Source organism: candidate division WWE3 bacterium, assembly GCA_026396615.1.
Lineage (GTDB): Bacteria > Patescibacteriota > WWE3 > JAPLWK01 > JAPLWK01 > JAPLWK01.
On the sequence record JAPLWK010000009.1, the window covers coordinates 14,843 to 33,393 of the forward strand.

Annotated in this window: 19 protein-coding genes and 2 pseudogenes; 1 reads left to right on the forward strand and 20 read right to left on the reverse strand. The window is 44.5% G+C overall.

Features of this window, described 5'->3' with window-relative positions:
• The 16 genes and pseudogenes from rplE to fusA all read right to left on the reverse strand — a co-directional run bounded on the left by rplE (nt 1) and on the right by fusA (nt 9,491).
• Nucleotides 1–474 (reverse strand): 50S ribosomal protein L5, encoded by a 474-nt coding sequence (gene rplE, locus NT141_02820; protein MCX6783977.1) that lies wholly within the window; start codon nt 472–474, stop codon nt 1–3.
• The gene (gene rplX / locus NT141_02825) at nt 471–782 is read right to left on the reverse strand and encodes a 50S ribosomal protein L24 (protein MCX6783978.1); all 312 of its coding nucleotides are present in this window, start codon (nt 780–782) and stop codon (nt 471–473) included. Before rplX ends, rplE begins: the two co-directional genes overlap by 4 nt.
• Nucleotides 783–1,151, reverse strand: coding sequence for a 50S ribosomal protein L14 (gene rplN / locus NT141_02830; protein ID MCX6783979.1), 369 nt, complete (start codon nt 1,149–1,151; stop codon nt 783–785).
• A complete protein-coding gene (locus NT141_02835; GenBank protein MCX6783980.1) occupies nt 1,148–1,387 on the reverse strand; it encodes an uS17 family ribosomal protein in 240 nt (79 codons plus the stop codon). Before NT141_02835 ends, rplN begins: the two co-directional genes overlap by 4 nt.
• A gap of 2 nt (nt 1,388–1,389) precedes the next feature.
• The gene (rpmC, locus tag NT141_02840) at nt 1,390–1,590 is read right to left on the reverse strand and encodes a 50S ribosomal protein L29 (GenBank protein ID MCX6783981.1); all 201 of its coding nucleotides are present in this window, start codon (nt 1,588–1,590) and stop codon (nt 1,390–1,392) included.
• The gene (rplP, locus tag NT141_02845) at nt 1,587–2,006 is read right to left on the reverse strand and encodes a 50S ribosomal protein L16 (protein ID MCX6783982.1); all 420 of its coding nucleotides are present in this window, start codon (nt 2,004–2,006) and stop codon (nt 1,587–1,589) included. Before rplP ends, rpmC begins: the two co-directional genes overlap by 4 nt.
• 11 nt (nt 2,007–2,017) lie before the next feature.
• Entirely contained in the window at nt 2,018–2,650 is a 633-nt protein-coding gene (gene rpsC, locus NT141_02850; protein MCX6783983.1) for a 30S ribosomal protein S3, read from the reverse strand.
• The gene (gene rplV / locus NT141_02855) at nt 2,650–3,009 is read right to left on the reverse strand and encodes a 50S ribosomal protein L22 (protein ID MCX6783984.1); all 360 of its coding nucleotides are present in this window, start codon (nt 3,007–3,009) and stop codon (nt 2,650–2,652) included. The genes rpsC and rplV overlap by 1 nt, the downstream gene beginning before the upstream one ends.
• A gap of 5 nt (nt 3,010–3,014) precedes the next feature.
• Nucleotides 3,015–3,341, reverse strand: coding sequence for a 30S ribosomal protein S19 (rpsS, locus tag NT141_02860; GenBank protein ID MCX6783985.1), 327 nt, complete (start codon nt 3,339–3,341; stop codon nt 3,015–3,017).
• Between the two features lie 2 nt (nt 3,342–3,343).
• Entirely contained in the window at nt 3,344–4,174 is an 831-nt protein-coding gene (rplB, locus tag NT141_02865; protein MCX6783986.1) for a 50S ribosomal protein L2, read from the reverse strand.
• A gap of 3 nt (nt 4,175–4,177) precedes the next feature.
• Nucleotides 4,178–4,483, reverse strand: a complete 306-nt coding sequence (rplW, locus tag NT141_02870; GenBank protein ID MCX6783987.1) for a 50S ribosomal protein L23 — start codon at nt 4,481–4,483, stop codon at nt 4,178–4,180.
• Nucleotide 4,484: 1 nt separating this feature from the next.
• Nucleotides 4,485–5,105 (reverse strand): 50S ribosomal protein L4, encoded by a 621-nt coding sequence (gene rplD, locus NT141_02875; GenBank protein ID MCX6783988.1) that lies wholly within the window; start codon nt 5,103–5,105, stop codon nt 4,485–4,487.
• A gap of 2 nt (nt 5,106–5,107) precedes the next feature.
• Nucleotides 5,108–5,410 (reverse strand): annotated as a pseudogene (rplC, locus tag NT141_02880) (50S ribosomal protein L3).
• Between the two features lie 278 nt (nt 5,411–5,688).
• A complete protein-coding gene (gene rpsJ / locus NT141_02885) occupies nt 5,689–6,000 on the reverse strand; it encodes a 30S ribosomal protein S10 (GenBank protein MCX6783989.1) in 312 nt (103 codons plus the stop codon).
• 59 nt (nt 6,001–6,059) lie between these two features.
• Entirely contained in the window at nt 6,060–7,238 is a 1,179-nt protein-coding gene (gene tuf, locus NT141_02890) for an elongation factor Tu (GenBank protein ID MCX6783990.1), read from the reverse strand.
• Between the two features lie 171 nt (nt 7,239–7,409).
• Complete coding sequence (gene fusA, locus NT141_02895; protein MCX6783991.1) at nt 7,410–9,491, reverse strand: elongation factor G; 2,082 nt, start codon at nt 9,489–9,491, stop codon at nt 7,410–7,412.
• Nucleotides 9,492–9,638: 147 nt separating this feature from the next.
• Between fusA and NT141_02900 the strand changes: the two genes are divergently transcribed.
• Entirely contained in the window at nt 9,639–10,106 is a 468-nt protein-coding gene (locus NT141_02900) for a hypothetical protein (GenBank protein MCX6783992.1), read from the forward strand.
• A gap of 61 nt (nt 10,107–10,167) precedes the next feature.
• Here NT141_02900 and rpsG read toward each other — a convergent pair whose 3' ends face one another.
• The 4 genes and pseudogenes from rpsG to NT141_02920 all read right to left on the reverse strand — a co-directional run bounded on the left by rpsG (nt 10,168) and on the right by NT141_02920 (nt 18,035).
• Nucleotides 10,168–10,635 (reverse strand): 30S ribosomal protein S7, encoded by a 468-nt coding sequence (gene rpsG, locus NT141_02905; GenBank protein ID MCX6783993.1) that lies wholly within the window; start codon nt 10,633–10,635, stop codon nt 10,168–10,170.
• Between the two features lie 4 nt (nt 10,636–10,639).
• The gene (rpsL, locus tag NT141_02910) at nt 10,640–11,056 is read right to left on the reverse strand and encodes a 30S ribosomal protein S12 (GenBank protein MCX6783994.1); all 417 of its coding nucleotides are present in this window, start codon (nt 11,054–11,056) and stop codon (nt 10,640–10,642) included.
• Nucleotides 11,043–14,739, reverse strand: a pseudogene (gene rpoC, locus NT141_02915) (DNA-directed RNA polymerase subunit beta'). The gene rpsL and the pseudogene rpoC overlap by 14 nt, the downstream one beginning before the upstream one ends.
• A gap of 2 nt (nt 14,740–14,741) precedes the next feature.
• Nucleotides 14,742–18,035 (reverse strand): DNA-directed RNA polymerase subunit beta, encoded by a 3,294-nt coding sequence (locus tag NT141_02920; GenBank protein MCX6783995.1) that lies wholly within the window; start codon nt 18,033–18,035, stop codon nt 14,742–14,744.
• Nucleotides 18,036–18,551 lie beyond the last annotated feature (516 nt).

Genomic DNA, 18,551 nt, shown 5'->3' on the forward strand with positions numbered 1-18,551 from the left:
TTAAACCTTGCCTTTTATGAAAGGCATTCCCAATGAGGTTAAGAATGACCTGGCCTCATCATCAGTCTTACAATTAGTCCCAATAGTCACTTCCAAACCCTTTATTTTCGTTGCTCTGTTCGGGTCGATCTCCGGAAAAATAGAGTGCTCGGAAATACCCAGTGTATAATTACCGGCCCCATCAAAAGATTTAGGAGAAACGCCTCTAAAATCTCGGACTCGTGGTAACACTACTTGAATTAATTTATCCAAAAAAGCCTTGGCCCTGGGCCCCCGCAAAGTACAAGTTAAACCAATTAATTCTCCCTCTCGTAATTTAAAGTTAGAAATGGCGAGTCTTGATTTACGAGCAAAAGCTTTTTGGCCGCAAATTAACGCCAATTCGTTAGTTGACTCTTCTACAAAAGCCTTATCGTCTTTTACGCGTCCGATTCCCATATTAACGTTTATCTTCGTTATGGAAGCTTTATTCATAATACTTCTCCGCATTTTTTGCAAGCCCTCACTTTTTTACCCTCTACAAATTTAAAGCCGATTCGAGATACTTTGTTGCATTTAGAACAGATAATGGCAACATTACTGGCGTCAATTGGTTTGGCAATCTTAATTCGACCGCCTTCTTTATTCTGTGCGTTTTTCTTAACATGTTGAGTGGCCATATTAACACCTTCGATTAATACTTGGCCGGATTTAGGAAACACCACGCCAACGACACCTTCGTGACCACGATCTTTACCGGATAATACTTTTACTTTATCGTTAATTCTAATTTTCATAGACAATTACCAAACTTCGGGCGCTAAAGAAATAATTTTAGCAAATCCTAAATCACGTAACTCCCGAGCCACCGGCCCAAAAATCCGAGTCCCCAAAGGATTACCATCTTTATCAATGACCACCCCAGCGTTATCGTCAAAACGGACATAAGAGCCGTCACTGCGCCGCACTTCTTTCCGAGTTCGCACAATAACCACTTTTACCATTTCTCGATCTTTAACCGCTCCTGTCGGAACCGCTCCCCGAACGACGCATTTTATCACATCGCCCAAACGAGCGATTCTTTTACCGGTGGGACCGGGAAAAGAAATAGTCATTAAGCTATCGGCTCCGCTATTATCAGCTACCACTAAACGAGTGCGGATTTGAATCATTTTAGAACCTCCGTCACTATAAAATGCTTCCGATGGCTTAAAGGACGACAAGGATTAATAACCACTTTATTACCGATAACGACCTTAATAGCTTCCGGAAGATGGGCTAGAACCCTCTTATGAAACTTGATGCGTTTCCCGTATTTTGGGTCCTTTTTAGGAACGCTGTACTCAACGGTCACCGTCTTCAAAAGTTTAAAACTCACAATTTTTCCAGTTAAGGCTTTTTTATTCATAATTAATTTTCTAATAATTCTTTTTCGGCAATAATTGTTTTCGCTTGAGCGATTGTCCGCCGTAATTTAGACAGCTCACTGGTATTTTTCGATTTATCTAAAATAATATCCATTTTAGTGCGAGCCAGCTTCATTTCCGTCTCCGCGACCATTTTTTTTAATTCGGTAATAGATTGTTTTCTTACTTCTATGGCTTTAATCATAAAATCTCACTGGTTACAAAAACCACTTTAGTAGCAATTGGTAATTTATGGCTGGCCCGAGTTAAAGCTGTTGCCATCGTTTCCCGAGGAAGCCCGCTCATTTCCAGGACCAATTTTCCGGGAGTAATGACGGCCGCGTAGTGATCAACTGCTCCCTTACCACTACCCATCCGCACCCCAATGGCTTTTTTAGTAATTGGTTTATCCGGAAAGATTCGGATCCAAAGCCGGCCACCTCTTTTAGTAAAGTGGGTAACCGCTTTACGGGCCGATTCAATTTGACGGGAAGTTAAGACACCGTAATCAAGCGCCTTTAGGCCCGCCTCACCAAAAGAAATAGTCGTGCCCCGAGAGCCGTAAGTATCGGCTTTACGATCCATTTGCCGTCGGAATTTTTGACGTTTGGGTAGCATTATACCAGGCATAGTTAAATTTTAGGCTCCTTATAAATCCAGACTTTAATTCCCACTGTTCCAAAATATTTAAGGTTAGCCGTCGCTCCGGAGTAATCAATTGGCGCACGCAGTGTTTGCAAGGGCACTTTACCTTTGAATAAGCTCATTTGACGAGCAATTTTGGCGCCACCAATCCGACCTTTAGCCACAATTTTAATTCCTTGCGCGCCATGATCCATGGCCCGTTCTGCGGCCATATTTATGACGCGTTTAGTGGTCATTCGTCGCTCCAGTTGCCGGGCAATATCGGAAGCAACAATAGCGGCCGTGGATTCAGGATTTTTAACCTCTTCCACGGTTAAGGAGATTTTTGATTTGCTAATAGCCTCTAAATCTTTTTTAATTAAGTCGGCCCCGCTACCACTCCGGCCAATTACCACTCCGGGCCGAGAGACTCGAACAGTGGCCTTAGCAATCCCCACACTGCGCTCGATCTCAACACCCGCCAGACCGGCGTTAATTAATTTTTCGGCTAAATATTTGCGTATTTTTTGGTCTTCTAAAAGATTAGCAATAAAATCACGGCCTGGAACACCAAACCAACGAGCACTCCAGCTTTTATTAACACCCACTCGAAAGCCAATAGGATTAACTTTTTGACCCATTATTTAGCCTCCTTTTTGGTTGTTGAAACCTCGGTGACGGACACAGTGATATGAGAAGTTGGCTTGTGAATGGTATTCATTCGACCGCGCGAAGCGGCTTTGGCTCGTTTCATCGGAGTCCCTTGATCAACCAAAACTTTAGCAATTTTAAGATTTTCCAATTTAACGCCACTATCTTTTGCCGAAGCGACGGCGCTATTTAGAGTCTTAAGGAGAAGGAAAGCGCCCTTGCGAGGGCTAAAAGTCAGAATCCGTTTGGCTTCAATAACACTTTTACCAAGCATTAAATCCGCCATTAAGCGAACTTTCTTTTGCCCTGTACGACGATCATTTAATTTTGAGGTAAAAGTGGCATTCATAATTATCATTTCTTAGCCGGTGTTTTAGGAGCGGCCGTAACTGGTGCCCCGGCGGTAGTTGGCTTTTCTACACCCTTTTTACTGTGACCTCTAAAAGTTCGGGTTAATGAGAATTCACCTAATTTATGGCCCACCATCGCTTCTGTAACGAAGACCGGAACGTGAGTTCGACCATTGTGAACCCCAAAAGTAAGGCTTACCATTTCCGGAGAAATAGAAGAACGACGGCTCCAAGTTTTAATAACCGCCTTATTACCTTCGTTTTTAGCTTTTATAACTTTGGCCTGTAACTTCTCATCGACGTACGGGCCTTTGGCTGCAGATCTTGACATAATTAATCAATTCTCCGATCTTTAATAATAAAACGGCTGGTTTGCTTACGAACTCGAGTTTTCTTGCCTAAAGCCGGCTTACCCCACGGCGTTTTCGGACCAGGCATTCCAATACCACTGCGGCCCTCACCACCACCATGCGGGTGAGAATTAGGATGCTGAGCGACACCGCGGACTGTTGGGCGAATGCCTAAATGGCGACTGCGACCGGCTTTACCTAAAGTCCGATTCTTGTGATCGGCATTGCCAACTGTTCCAATCGTGGCGCTGCACTTTCCATTAACCTGGCGAACCTCACCACTCGGTAATTTAATGTTAACCATACCATTATCGGCTGACATTAAAATTGCGGAGGTGCCTGCCCCCCGCACCATAATGCCGCCTTTTCCCGGCACTAACTCAATATTATGAATCAAGGTACCTAAGGGAATATTTAATAAAGGTAGGAAGTTACCAACGGTGGCCGGAGCCGTGGGACCGTTTTGAACAAACGAGTCAACTTTTAACCCCTGCGGGGCTATAATATAACGTTTTTCGCCGTCTTTGTAAACAACTAAAGCAATATTTGCGCTGCGGCCGGGATCGTATTCGATCGTAGCCACTCGGGCAGGCACTTCTAGCTTTTCGCGTTTAAAATCAACCATTCGCAACATCTTCTTGGCGCCTCGTTCTTTGTGACGAGTGCTAACGCGGCCACCAGACCGACCAGGCACTCCGGTATATGGCATTAACAGTGATTTTTCGCCGCCTTTTTTGACGGTAATTTCATCATCTACGGCTTTAACGTAGAAGCGACGGGATGAAGTGGTGGGTTTACTGTATTTAAGTGACATATATTAACTACTCTTCTTATTAATAAAATCCAATTTCTGGCCGGTTTTTAAAGTCACAATCGCTTTTTTTAAAGCCTGAGTCTTATATTGAACTCGAGATTTTTGAATGGAACGTTTAATTTTTCGAGAAATTATCAAAGTTTGAATCGAAACCACGTCAACATCTAAAATCTTTTTTAAAGATTCTCTAATTTCATTTTTAGTAGCTAATTTATTTACTAAAAAAGTATATTGTGGTGAGCTTGTCGAACCAGCAGCGACAGTTTTTTCGGAAATTAAAGGTTTTATAATTACTTTAGTTAAATTCATATTAATTTAAAAACTTCTTGGCGGCAGCCGTACTTAAGATAATCCAAGGTGACGAGATAATATCATAAGCATTAAAAGATTCTAGGGCTTTCATATTAATATCGGCTAAATTACGAGAACTCTTAGCTAATGTATCTTCTGTTTTCGCCGAAATAACCAGGGTAAAAGGTGATTTGGCAACGATTTTACCAAAAGTGGTTGATATTTTACGGCTACCAATTTTAGCCGGGAGGCCGGCGATTACCGCTACTTTACTCGAGTTAATCTTATCACTTAGAGCCATCTTAAAGGCTGCGGTTCGCATTTTATCAGGAATTGTGGCATTGTAATCGTGAGCGACCGGCCCGTGAGCTACCCCACCATGACGCCAAATAGGCGATCTGGTTGATCCGGCCCGCGCCCGCCCGGTGTGCTTTTGTTTCCACGGTTTCTTGCCACCACCGGAAACGTCACCGCGGGTTTTAGCGTTGGCATTTCCCTGACGCTGATTAGTTTGATAAACCCGAATTACTTGCGACAATAAATCCTGGTTTACCACTTCCGGTAAAGCAACGCTGACAGTATAATCAGCCATTTTTTCGCCGTCGATATTAAATTGAGGTACTGTAAGTATGTTTCCCATAATTAGTTCTTCCCAATCTCCAAGATTACAGGGCCGTTATAAGCCCCCGGCACCGGACAAGCCACCAATAAAGTTTTGGCGATTTTATCTTTCTTTAGAATTTCAATGCCGGTTAAAGTTACCCTATCGTTACCCATTCGGCCGGCACGGCGTTTACCTTTGTAAACGCGACCGGGAGTAGTGGTTTGGCCACTGCTGCCGGGATGGCGTTCGCGATCGCTCTGACCGTGTGTCGCCGGCCCACCGTTAAAATGATAGCGTTTAACAACTCCGGCAAAGCCCTTACCTTTAGAAATACCGCTTAAACGAGTAATTTCTGTAACCTCATCTAAAATATCCGGAAAATCAGCTAACTTAACGTAAGTGCCGATCCGAACTTTTCCGGTATCCTCAAAAATTTGAGTCATATTAAGTTTTGTGCCGGTTAAAATCAAGATCGCCATATTTTAAAATTTAATCCGCCATTTGGCGGACTTAAATCTCCTAAGACGCGCTATTAAGTATCAAGTATAAAGTCTAATTATTAATAATCCCGTTAATTTAGACCTTATACTTAATATTAATATCATCTAGTTGATTAAAGTCACATCTTCAGTTCAATCCCCACCCCGGCCGGGAGATTCAAATGAGATAACTGATCGATTGTTTGAGCAGTCGGTTCTAAAATATCAATAAGTCTGCGGTGCGTTCTAATTTCAAAATGGTCACCGCTTCTTTTGTCGATGTGTGGGCCTTTAATAACGGTAAAGTGTTCCCGATCGGTTGGTAGAGGCACGGGACCAACTACTTTAGCGCCGGTCCGAATCGCCGTATCTACAATCTTTTCCGCACTCTGATCAATGATGCGGTTATCATAAGAACTTAATTTTACTCGAATCCGTCCTTTTGTGGCCATAGTCTTTAGTACCAAATCCTCCCGATTATCGGGAGGACAGGTCGATCTAATTCTTTAAATTAACTAATAATCTTAGTAACTACACCGGAACCGACAGTCTTGCTACCTTCACGAATGGCAAAACGGAGACCATCTTCAACAGCGACCGGAGTAATTAACTTCACGTGCATCTTAGCATTATCACCAGGCATTACCATTTCAACTCCGATTGGTAATGTAATTTCTCCGGTAACATCTGTCGTTCTCATGTAAAACTGAGGACGGTAACCCGAGAAAAACGGTGAATGACGGCCACCCTCATCCTTGGTAAGAATATAAACCTCAGAATCAAATTCTGAAGCCGGTTTAATGGATCCGGGTTTAGCCAGAACTTGGCCGCGTTCGATACCTTCGCGCTCCACTCCCCGCAGAAGAATTCCAACGTTATCGCCAGCTTGGGCTTCCTGCATTGATTTGTGGAACATTTCAATTCCGGTAATGACGGTCTTAACGGTGGGACGAATACCCACGATTTCGGCATCATCGTTAAGATCAATCTTGCCTCGCTCAATACGACCGGTAGCCACAGTACCCCGACCGGCAATCGAGAAGATATCTTCGACCGGCATTAAGAACGGTTTTTCTAAATCCCTGGTCGGCGTTGGAATATAGCTATCGACGGCATCTAATAGCTCGGCAATGGCTTTTTGAGCCTCGAGATCTCCCTCCAAAGCCTTTAAAGCGCTACCACGGATGATTGGAGTATTAGCACCATCATAGCCCTGCTTAGTTAACAGTTCCCTAACTTCCATTTCGACCAAGTCTAAAAGTTCAGCGTCCTTGACCATGTCGGTCTTGTTCATAAAAACAACCATGGAAGGAACGTTTACCTGACGCGCGAGCAGTATATGCTCTTTGGTTTGTAACATTGGACCATCGGGTGCTGAGACAACGAGAATTGCTCCATCCATTTGAGCGGCCCCGATAATCATGTTTTTAATGAAATCGGCGTGTCCTGGACAGTCAACGTGGGCGTAATGCCGCTTGTCGGTTTCGTATTCCACGTGAGCGATGTTAATAGTAATACCGCGAGCTTTTTCCTCGGGAGCGCTATCAATTTTATCGTAGGCTTTAAACTCAGCCTGACCTTTACCGGACAGGTATTTGGTAATAGCGGCGGTAAGAGTCGTCTTACCGTGATCAACGTGACCGATGGTGCCTACATTTACGTGAGGCTTATTCCGAACGAATTCGGGCATAACTTTCCTTTCGATCGTTTGGAAATTTTAAGGCGCGTCAAAGCCTAAAATCTACAGTCGATCTATCTTAGAGATTTAAAAAAAGCGGCGTAAAATCCAATATTATTCGGTCAAAATTCTTGATCGAACACTACTGATTTTTAACTAAGCGACGTGATAGGCCGCTCCATTCTACCTCTTCTCAACAGTCAATGCAATACTATCCGGAACTTCGGCGTAATGACTAGGCTCCAAAGTAAAAGAGGCTCGACCTTGAGTCATGCTCCGCAGCTCAGTAGCATAACCAAACATGGAGGACATTGGCACTTTAGCTTGAATGGCCTTGGCATTACCACGAGCTTCGGTGCCTTCGATTTGACCGCGACGCGAGGAAATATCACCAATAACGTCTCCCAGAAATTCTTCCGGAGTCACCACGTCTAAATTCATAATTGGTTCCAAGAGGACCGGATTGGCTTTTTTACAGCCATCACGAAAAGCTTCGATAGCGGCAATTTTGAAAGCCATTTCGGAAGAGTCGACTTCGTGAAAAGACCCATCATATAGAGCAACGCCGACATCGACGATCGGGTAACCGGCCATAACTCCGCGATCAAGAGCTTCTTTAACTCCTTTTTGCACCGCCGGAATAAATTCTCTGGGAATGGAGCCGCCCACCACTTCATCTTTAAATTCAAAGCCTTCGCCGCGAGCCCGAGGGTATAAACGAATCCAGACGTGACCATATTGACCGTGGCCCCCGGATTGCCGAATATACTTACCTTCTTGTTCGGCCTCGGCTCTAATAGTTTCTCGATAGGCCACCATTGGCTTCCCAACACTAGCGTCCACTTTAAATTCACGCTTCATGCGATCCACTAAAATTTCTAAATGAAGTTCGCCCATTCCGGAAATAAGGGTTTGACCAGTTTCGGAGTCGGTGCGAATCTTAAACGTTGGGTCTTCTTCTGCCAGATGATGCAGGGCCATACCCATTTTTTCCTGATCGGCTTTGGTTTTGGGCTCAATGGCCACGGAGATGACCGGATCCGGAAATTTAATAGTGTCTAGCACCATGGGATTTTTAGGATCACACAGCGTCTCACCGGTAAAAGTATTTTTTAACCCCACGGCCGCTCCAATTTCTCCGGCTCCGAGTTCCTTAATTTCTTCACGATGATTGGCATGCATTAATAAAAGACGAGACAACCGTTCGTCCTCATTTTTATTACTATTATAAATGTAAGATCCAGCTTGAACCTTACCACTATAGATTCTAAAATAGGTTAAACGACCGACAAAAGGATCAGTTTGAATCTTAAAGGCTAAGGCCATAAAAGGGCCATTTTCATCGGCAATTAGAGGAACGGTAGTCCCATCTTCTTTTGTGGCAATAACGGCCGGACGGTCGAGCGGTGACGGTAAATAGTCAAGAACCGCGTCCAACATTAATTGGACCCCTTTATTTTTAAGAGCGCTACCACAAAGCACCGGCTTTAAAACCGAGCTAATGGTAGCTTTTCGCAGGGCCACTTTGAGTTCCGGAATGGTAATTTCAGTACCGGCAAAAAACTTGTTAAGTAGTGTGTCGTCAGTTTCAGCAATGGCTTCGACCAGTTGAGCCCGATATTCTTTGGCTTCGGCTGCAAATTCTTCGGGAATTTCGGCTTCAATGATAGTTTCCCCTAAATCACCCTCAAAGGTGATCGCTTTCATTTTTATTAAATCAATAATGCCCCGAAAGTTATCCTCCAGGCCCATTGGAATTTGAAGAACCGCCACTTTAGCTCCCAGACGATCAACAATACTGGCGACATCGAATTTAAAATTAGCCCCCATCCGATCCAATTTATTGATAAAACAAAGTCGAGGTACATTAAAGCCATCGGCTTGACGCCAGACCGTTTCGCTTTGCGGTTCGACACCGGAAACGCCATCGAAGAGGACAACGCCGCCATCAAGAACGCGTAAAGAACGTTGCACTTCAGCGGTGAAATCGACGTGGCCAGGGGTATCAATGATGTTGATGCGATAATCTTTCCAAAAACAAGTGGTAGCGGCGGAGGTGATAGTGATGCCCCGTTCGCGCTCCTGATCCATCCAATCCATCTGAGTATCGCCATAGTGTACTTCGCCGATTTTGTGAGTTTTACCGGTGTAATAAAGAACTCGCTCAGTAGTCGTGGTTTTACCGGCATCAATATGAGCGATAATGCCGATGTTGCGAACGTGATCAAGTGGGTATTCTTTTGTGTTTTGATTTATCTCGGCCATATGTCAGTACGGGGAGTTATAGCAAAAGAGACTAGTGGCTGTCAATGGTTGGGGTGTAAAAATTGTGTTTAAACTTTGTAAGTGCTATATTTCCGCCATTCGATGCGAAATCGAAAAACAAAGGAAGATAACGAAGGAGATTAGAAAATGTCAGCGATAGTAGTTAACGTGGGAGATCTGTTTTATTTAACAAAAACCTCTCACAAACATCTGGATGGCAGTTATACTCCCGGCATATTGGTACAACTAGGAATAATGTGGTTCCAGCAAAAAAACAGCAGTAAATCGCAGGAAGTAAAAAGAGCTGTTGATTATATTAAACCTGGGATCGTTGAGGTAGCTAGGTATGAGATCCATTCGGCAGCGGCGGCTCGTAAACTCAACTGCACGCTTGATCAATTTGTGAAAGCCTGGCCTAGTGTCATTAACCGAATAACTGAAATCGAGTTACCAGGAGTAACTATGACGCTAAGATGCAACCCTAAATACCCACATGCCTCTTTTAGTTTTGGATTTCTGGGATTCATGGCTCAATTAGGGTTGAATGAATTGAGAGAATTGTCACAGCAACTCATTGAAACTTTCAATCTTGATCCAAACGAGACGTGTCTGTAAAAAACTAAGTAGGGTTTCGTAGCAAGCCTGTTTGAATAAACACCAAACAGGCTTCTTTATTTTAGAATTTAAAGTGGGCGAAGGCTTTGTTGGCTTCAGCCATCCGGTGGACGTCATCGCGCTTTTTAATGGCAGCACCAGTGTTGTTTAAAGCATCTTTAATTTCTAAGAAAAACTTTTCCTCAAACGGTTTACCTTTACGGGCCCGAGCGGCAGTGACCATCCAACGCAGAGCTAAAGCCTCACTGCGCTCATGCTTTAATGGCATAGGCACTTGATAATTAGCTCCACCAACCCGCCGGCTACGCACTTCCATTTTTGGCATCACTAATTTAACAGCCTGCTCAAATTGCGTGGCCGCTTCCTTTGTGTCTGGCGACAAACGAGCAAGTGCCGCGTAGATTAAGCGTTTGGCAGTGGCTTTTTCCCCACCCCGCATCACGAGTGACAGTAAACGAGTCACTACCCGCGATTTATAAACGGAGTCGAGTTCTTTAGGTTTTTTGTTAATAATTCCTGAACGTGACATAATATTATTTAACCTTCGGCCGTTTGGTGCCGTAATTACTGCGTTCTCGCTTTCGGCCTTCCACTCCCGCTAAATCGTAATGCCCTCGAATAATAGTAAAGCGCACTCCCGGTAGATCTTTGACGCGGCCACCGCGCACCAGGACCACTGAGTGTTCCTGCAGATTATGGCCTTCCCCAGGGATATAAGCGGTAACTTCTTTATTGTTAGAGAGACGTACCCTGGCCACTTTTCGTAAAGCCGAATTTGGCTTTTTAGGGGTCATGGTTTTAACAGCCAAACACACCCCTCTTTTGAACGGGGCCGGAGCCACTTTTAAATGGCGGGTCCGGGAGTTATAGACCTCTTTTAAGGCCTTAACTTTGGAGCGTTTTTTAATGGTAACTCGGCCCTTGCGGACCAATTGGTTAATTGTTGGCATATTTCTTTTTTAAATTGGCCGTTTGCTCGGTCGGGATTAGACGCCCAATGATAACGTTCTCCTTAAGACCTAGGAGCCTGTCGACTTTACCAGAGGACGCGGCTTCTGTCAAAACAGTGGTCGTGGTCATGAAGGACGCCGCTGATAAGAAACTAGCGGTTTCTAAAGCCGACTTGGTAATCCCCAGGATTATGATACGACCCACAGCCGGTTCCCCACCGGAAGCGAGGACTCGATTATTGGTGGCTTCGAAGTCGGAGCGATTGGTAATTTCATCGATCAAAAGATCGGTATCACCAATAGTTTCGATTTGGACTTTATTAAACATCTGTCTGGCAATTACTTCTACATGCTTGTCATTAAGGAGTACCCCTTGAGAAGCGTAGACTCGTTGAATTTCATTAATAATGTAAGTCTCTGTTTGGGCCACCCCCACGACAGAAAGCAATTCCCGTAAATCTAAATGACCGGCTGTTAATGGCGTGCCTGGTAGAACCTGGACCCCAGCCTTAACTATGATCTCCGTCGTCTGGGCCACACTGTAGGTGACGTCAAGCTCTTTTTTATCAACCGGATGAACGATTATTTGACGAACTTCGCCATCCTCAACCAGTTCCACATTACCGGCAATCTCGCTCATTACGGCTAATTGTTTAGGAATTCGGGCCTCAAAGACCTCATCAATCCGCGGAATGCCTTGAGTAATATCCTTAACTCCGACTAGTCCTCCGGTATGGAAGGTTCTTAAAGTGAGCTGGGTACCCGGTTCGCCAATAGCTTGAGCGGCAATCACCCCGACAGCAGAGCCTTCGTGAACTAAATTACCGGTTAACAAATCAGTGCCGTAACATTTCGTGCAAACACCAAAATGAGTCTTGCAAGTTAGCGGTGACCGAACGATCACGGAATCGATTTTGGAAGCCGAAATTATCTCCGCTAAATCAACGGTCACTAACGTATTAGCCCGAGCCAGCACCTTGTGGCCCTCGGTAACGTCATTTAATAAATAACGACCCACCAGTCGATCCCCAAAAGAGGCGATAAAAGTTTCATCGTCGCGATTGACGGCGCGGCCATCGGTAGTTCCACAATCGTCTTCGCGAATAATCGCGTCCTGAGCCACATCCACTAAACGACGAGTTAAGTAACCGGCATCAGCGGTTAATAAAGCCTTATCGGTAAGCACTTTACGAGTCCCTCGGGATGAGGAGAAGTATTCGGTGGTCGATAAACCTTCGACGTAGTTAGATAGGACCGGCATTTCTACGATTTCCCCGGTTGGCGTGGTCACTAAACCAAGCATGCCGGAAATTTGCTTTAATTGTGACTTAGTACCCTTAACGCCACCGCTGCCAATCATAGTTTTAGCGACAGAATCAGCTGGTAGATTATCCCAAGCCAGTTTTTCAATATCATTCGAAACCGACTTCCAAATTTCGATCGCCAAACGAGTCTTTTCCGATGGAGTAATTAAACCGCGGTGATAGTTGCGATCAATTTCAGAAACTTTTTCAATCGCTGCGTTTAGTAACACCGTTTTCCCGGCCGGAATACTAAAGTCCGAGATAGCCAAGGAATACCCTGAAATAGTGCAGTATTTAAAGCCTAAACTCTTAAAAACATCGATAACGGCCACTGTCTCTTCTCGACCCAATTTAGCCAAAACTTCTTGAACTAAATTATCCGAGTTCTTACGATCAAAAGTTTGATTTCTAAATCCTAAAGACACCGGTAAGTTTTGATTAAAAATAATCCGACCGACCGTGGACTCAATAGTTTCGCCATTGATGCGCAGGTTTACTCGTTGACGAAGAGCGATGACACCACAAGCTTCGGCACTTAGAGCTTCCGTCGGTGTTAGAACGGATTTGTAGACAGGAAGCAATGTATCGGTGCTAGTTAAGTAATAAATTCCAAAAATCATTTCTCGGCCCGGGCCGTGCATAATTTCACCGGAACTAGGGCGTAGAATATTCAAAGGAGCAAGCATTATATCTTTGGTTTCGGCGATGGCGGCATCGGAAAGAGGCACGTGAACGGCCATTTGATCACCATCAAAGTCGGCATTAAAGCCCGGGCAAACGCAAGGATGCAATTGAATGGCGTTACCGGAAACTAATTTCGGATAAAAAGCTTGAATACCCAGACGCCATAAAGTAGGAGCGCGGTTAAGCATTACCGGATAATTAATGGTAATTTCTTCCAAAATATCCCATACGGCGGCGTCTCTGGTTTCCAAAAACATCTTGGCGCTTTTAATATTTGGAGCCAGTCCTCGCAATAATATTTCACGTAGCACGAACGGTTTAAAAAGCTCCAAAGCCATCTCTTTGGGAAGTCCGCACTCGTTGAATTTTAATTCTGGACCGACAACAATGACTGAGCGACCGGAATAATCGACCCGCTTGCCTAGAAGATTAAGGCGAAACCTGCCCTGCTTGCCTTTTAACATATCTGATAGCGAACGCTCTTCCTTGTTGCCCTTACGAGGGGCGCTACGACGTTGTTGACGAGGTGAGTCAAGCAAAGAATCGACTGCTTCTTGTAGCATTCGCTTTTCGTTACGAACGATAATTTCCGGGGCCCCTAAATCTAAAAGTCTTTTTAGACGATTGTTGCGGTTAATAACGCGACGATACAAATCATTTAAGTCAGACGTAGCAAAGCGACCGCCTTCAAGCTGCACCATAGGCCGCAAATCAGGCGGAATCACCGGGAGCATGCTCATAATCATCCACGTAGGATTGATCTTTGCGCGGCGCATTCCTTCAACCACCCGTAAGCGCTTAGTTAAGCGGACCAGTCGCTGCCCGTTGGCCTTTTCAATTTTAGAGCGTAAATCACGAGCAATTTCGGTAAGATCAAGCTTTTCAAGAACCCCAAGAATGGCCTCGGCTCCGGTTTTGATGACCGCGAACTGATCGGCAAAATCGGCTAATCTGGCATACTCACTATCACTTAAGGTCGCTAAATAAGTTAAATCCTCTAAACTACCTTCGAGTTTTTTAAACTCAATTTTCTTCCTTTGACGCCAGTGTTTCTCGTAAGTTAGCCGCTTGCTTCTTGGCCTTGAGATTTAATTCACTAGCAACGAGCTCTTTTTGAGCTTTGTCTTTAATTTCAATCTTTTTGGCTTCGCTTTCGGCGATCGCTAGAATTTCTTCGGATTGCTTTTCGACTTCTTTACGCAGTTCATCTTTTTTCTTCAGCAGTTCTTTCTCTAAATTAGAGATTACTTGAGCCTTTTTATCGCCATCGACTTCCACGACTAGAAATGAAGAGAAATAAACGACAGATTCTAAACTGCGTGGCGAAACCTCAAGCAAGGTGGCCATTTTAGAAGGAATATTTCGGAAAAACCACACATGGGCAACAGGTGCTGCTAATTTAATATGACCCATCCGCTCCCGGCGAACTCTTTTTTGAGTTACCTCCACGCCGCATTTTTCACAAATTACGCCCTTAAAACGAATTCGCTTGTACTTACCGCAATAACACTCGTAATCTTTAGTGGGGCCAAAGATTACCTCACAAAAGAGACCGGCTTTTTCGGGCCTAAAAGTTCGGTAATTAATAGTTTCCGGTTTGGTAACCTCGCCGCGAGACCAGGATAAAATATCCTCCGGTGACGCCAGACTGATTTTTAGAGCATCGAAACTTGTAAGGGCGCCAATTTGATTCATAATTATGTTTCCGCCACGGCCAATAATTCGGCTTCAGGAATGTCCAATATTTTATCAACCACCGGAGTCGCGACCGGCGTTTCCTCGGAAATTACCGGCTCCGCCACGATCACTTCTCGAGGAGTAGTAACCACCGTTTCCAGTTTTAGTCCCAAACCATTTAGCTCTCGGACCAATAATTTGAAGGATTCGGGAACAGCCGATTCCGGCAAAGTTTGGTTTTGCAAAATAGCCCGGTAAGCTTTAGTGCGGCCAATTAAATCGTCGGATTTGATAGTTAGCATTTCTTGCAAAGTATGAGCTGCTCCATAGGCTTCCAAGGCCCAAACTTCCATTTCTCCAAAGCGCTGACCACCAAATTGAGCCTTGCCTCCTAGTGGCTGCTGCGTGATTAAGGAATACGGCCCGGTACTGCGAGCATGCATTTTATCTTCAGCGATGTGAATTAATTTAAAGATATAAGCACTGCCAACCACACTTTCGTGATCAAAAAATTCTCCGGTTTGGCCATCAATCAATAGCTGCTTACCGGAAACCGGCAATCCCGCTTCTTTTAATTCCAACGCTAAAGTTTCCATCGACACGTGCTTAAACGAAGGCACTTCATAATTCTTATGTAAAGCCACCCCACAAGCCCCTAAGTGAGCCTCATATAACTGACCAAGATTCATTCGAGAGAACATGGACGCCGGAGATAAGATGATATCAATTGGCTCGCCACTGGCCGTATAAGGCATGTCCTCAGCTCTCACGATTTTAGCGATCACACCTTTGTTTCCGTGACGCCCGGCTAGTTTGTCACCAACCGAAATCTTGCGCTCCTGAGCTACAAAAACTTTAATCTCTTTAATCACTCCGGTTGAAAGTTCATCATTTTCAGCCTTTGTAAGAACTTTAACGCCAATCACCGTTCCCTGCTCACCATGAGGCATGCGCAAAGAATTGTCGCGGACTTCCTCGGCTTTTTCACCGAAAATAGCCCGCAGTAGTCGCTCTTCGGCGGAGAGTTCTAATTCCCCTTTGGGAGCGATTTTTCCGACCAAAATGTCGCCGGCCTTTACCTTGGCCCCAATTATAACAATGCCATTTTCATCTAAATTTCGTAATGATTCTTCAGAGGCGTTAGGAATATCAGCAGTGACTTCTTCATTCCCCAGTTTAGTTTCCAAAACCTGCACCGTATGATCGGTAATGTGCACCGAGGTTAAAACGTCTTCAATGACTAAGCGGCTGGAAATAATCACTGCGTCTTCGTAACCATAACCATGCCAATACATGTAAGCAATTTTAAGGTTGGTTCCTAAAGCCAATTCTCCATTTTCGGAAGCGGGCCCTTCAGCGAGAACGGAGCCTACTTTGACCTTATCGCCAACGTTGACAGCTACTCGTTGGTTATAGCAGGTCTTCATGTTGGACTGCACGAATTTCTTCAAGAAATATATTTTCTTCTTATTACTGTCTTTCCCGGTAACGACGACGGTTTCGCCGGTAATTTCGGTAACAACACCGGCTTCAGAGGCCGTAAGCAGAATTCCGGAATTATCGGAAGTTACCTTTTCCATACCGGTTCCCACAATTGGCGCTTGTGGCCGGACTAACGGCACCGCTTGGGAAGCCTGTTGAGTACCCACTAGTGCCCTGGCAATATAGTCATTGGCAAGGAATGGAATCAAGGACGTGGTTAAGCCAACTGTTTGTTCAGCAATAACGTCGATGTAGGATGCTAATTTAGGATCTCCAAGAACAAATTCCGATCCTTTTCGAAGCGGCACTTTAACACTGGTGATGTAACCTTTAGAATCGATAGAAACCGAAGTATCAGTAGTATAAAATTTATCTTCTTCGTAAGCCGCTAAAAATTCCACTTCTTCGGTCACTCGCACTCGACCGTCAGTTTCGTGTTTCAATTTTCGATATGGAGTTTCCACAAAACCATATTCGTTAACTCGAGCATGCAAAGCCAAGTAAGTGATAAGTCCAATGGAAGAGCCTTCTGGAGTCCGGGTAGGGCAAATGCGACCATAATGGCTGTAATGAGCATCACGAACGCTAAAAGAAGCCCGTTCGCGAGTTAAACCGCCGGGACCAAGAACTGACAAACGACGAAGGTGATCAAGGCCGGCCAAAGGATTGGTCTGCTCTTGAAATTGTGAGAGTTGACCGGAAGCAAAGAAAGCATGCAAGCGGGCAGCGACGGGACGGGGTGAGACTAGGACGGCCGGATCACACAGTTCTTCGCGGGGCTGCAGGGCAATTCGCTCCTTAATATTACGTTCCATCTGCAAAAAGCCGACGCGGGCCTGTAACTGTAGCAATTCTCCGACGCTTCTGATCCGACGGTTGGCTAAACTATCAGTGTCATCCACAAATTTAGAGCCGTTATTCATTTCGATCACTCGACCGACTATTTTTACTAAGTCGGTGATGGTTAAGAGGCGATGTTCGGGGTCATTAGGCGTGTCAATCCCCATTTTTTGGTTTAAACGAAAACGACCCACTTTTCCTAAAGAGTAACGTCTGGGATTGAAGAACATTGCTTCAACTAGAGATTTAGCGTTTTCGATTACTAACGGCTCCCCGGGACGCATCTTTCGATAAAATTCCAATAAAGCTTCGTTGTAAGAAGTGGCTACGTCTTTCTCTAAAGTTTTTTCGATGTAAGAAAGTTCGTTGTTAGTATCTATGTCTTTAAAAGCGACCCGAATTTTATCGTTGCTTTCCAAACCAAAGAGACGTAATAAAGTAGTGATTGTTAGTTTACGACGACGATCAATCTTAACGGACAGAACACCGCTTTTAGAGGTTTCTATTTCAAGCCAAGCCCCGTTTTTCGGGAGAATTTTAGCTCCGGCTAAACGCGCCCCGGTAGCTTTATCGTATTCATCACTAAATAAAACGCCTTCGGAACGAGCTAACTGATTAATAACCGCTCGTTCCACCCCATTAATAACGAAGGTACCCTGCTCCGTCATGAGGGGAATATCACCCATGTAAATTTCCTGCTTCCGGTTTTTGCCGGTGTTGGCATCGGTTAGTTTTACGGTGAGATACCAAGGAGCATCAAAAGTAATATCGTATTTTAAGGAATCGGCAATAGTGGAATTTGGTTTATCGATCCTGGGACTTTCAAAAGACACTTCCCAGTTGCGCCCGGTGTTATCTTTGATAGGATTAACTTCATCTAAGATTTCGGAGATGCCATTTTTTTTGAAGAAATCAAAAGAATCGCGCTGAATGCTACTAAGATTAGGCAGGGGTAGGATTTCTCGGGTTTGTTCACCAAAAGTTTGCCTCATAAGTTTAGGAACGAAACATGGCGGTACTACTACTGCCTATCAAATCTAATCGGCTATCTAACTAATTGCGTTAATATTGGAAACCATCACCTAAGTTAGTTACTTTTACCACAAATGAGAATTTTGTCAACTGTCAGTTTTAGTCTCGTCAAACTAACCAAATAAAAAACCCCGACTTTCATCGAGGTCAGTTAGTCCAGCTAGACCGCCTTTCGATGACCTTTCCCCTACCGAGAGATTTGTCGCTGGTAACTTGTTATAGCGGTATAATAAAATAGAAACCGTGGGAAACACAAACTCCCCCAATTTCTTGGAGGAGTTAATGTTTAATCTACTTCAAATTAGTAACTTCGGGGAGGACGATTTTGCATCCTCTGCTTGTTACAATTTGAGCGCCTCGCGAGAATTGGTAGCGAGGCGAAGCCGAGCGTTAAAAATTAATATAGAAAAAACAAAGATTCCCCGGTTTTACCCGAGGAATCAGTGTTTAATTCACCTTCAGTTTAGTAACTTCGG

Bases quoted from the DNA above. Each gene is read 5' to 3' on its own strand.
- rplW (MCX6783987.1), bottom strand. From the start codon at position 4,483: ATGAATTTAACTAAAGTAATTATAAAACCTTTAATTTCCGAAAAAACT.
- NT141_02835 (MCX6783980.1), bottom strand. From the start codon at position 1,387: ATGAATAAAAAAGCCTTAACTGGAAAAATTGTGAGTTTTAAACTTTTG.
- fusA (MCX6783991.1), bottom strand. From the start codon at position 9,491: ATGGCCGAGATAAATCAAAACACAAAAGAATACCCACTTGATCACGTT.
- tuf (MCX6783990.1), bottom strand. From the start codon at position 7,238: ATGCCCGAATTCGTTCGGAATAAGCCTCACGTAAATGTAGGCACCATC.
- rpsJ (MCX6783989.1), bottom strand. From the start codon at position 6,000: ATGGCCACAAAAGGACGGATTCGAGTAAAATTAAGTTCTTATGATAAC.
- rplB (MCX6783986.1), bottom strand. From the start codon at position 4,174: ATGTCACTTAAATACAGTAAACCCACCACTTCATCCCGTCGCTTCTAC.
- rpmC (MCX6783981.1), bottom strand. From the start codon at position 1,590: ATGATTAAAGCCATAGAAGTAAGAAAACAATCTATTACCGAATTAAAA.
- NT141_02900 (MCX6783992.1), top strand. From the start codon at position 9,639: ATGTCAGCGATAGTAGTTAACGTGGGAGATCTGTTTTATTTAACAAAA.
- rpsL (MCX6783994.1), bottom strand. From the start codon at position 11,056: ATGCCAACAATTAACCAATTGGTCCGCAAGGGCCGAGTTACCATTAAA.
- rplV (MCX6783984.1), bottom strand. From the start codon at position 3,009: ATGAATGCCACTTTTACCTCAAAATTAAATGATCGTCGTACAGGGCAA.
- rplD (MCX6783988.1), bottom strand. From the start codon at position 5,105: ATGGGAAACATACTTACAGTACCTCAATTTAATATCGACGGCGAAAAA.
- rpsC (MCX6783983.1), bottom strand. From the start codon at position 2,650: ATGGGTCAAAAAGTTAATCCTATTGGCTTTCGAGTGGGTGTTAATAAA.
- rpsS (MCX6783985.1), bottom strand. From the start codon at position 3,341: ATGTCAAGATCTGCAGCCAAAGGCCCGTACGTCGATGAGAAGTTACAG.
- rplN (MCX6783979.1), bottom strand. From the start codon at position 1,151: ATGATTCAAATCCGCACTCGTTTAGTGGTAGCTGATAATAGCGGAGCC.
- NT141_02920 (MCX6783995.1), bottom strand. From the start codon at position 18,035: ATGAGGCAAACTTTTGGTGAACAAACCCGAGAAATCCTACCCCTGCCT.
- rplE (MCX6783977.1), bottom strand. From the start codon at position 474: ATGAATAAAGCTTCCATAACGAAGATAAACGTTAATATGGGAATCGGA.
- rpsG (MCX6783993.1), bottom strand. From the start codon at position 10,635: ATGTCACGTTCAGGAATTATTAACAAAAAACCTAAAGAACTCGACTCC.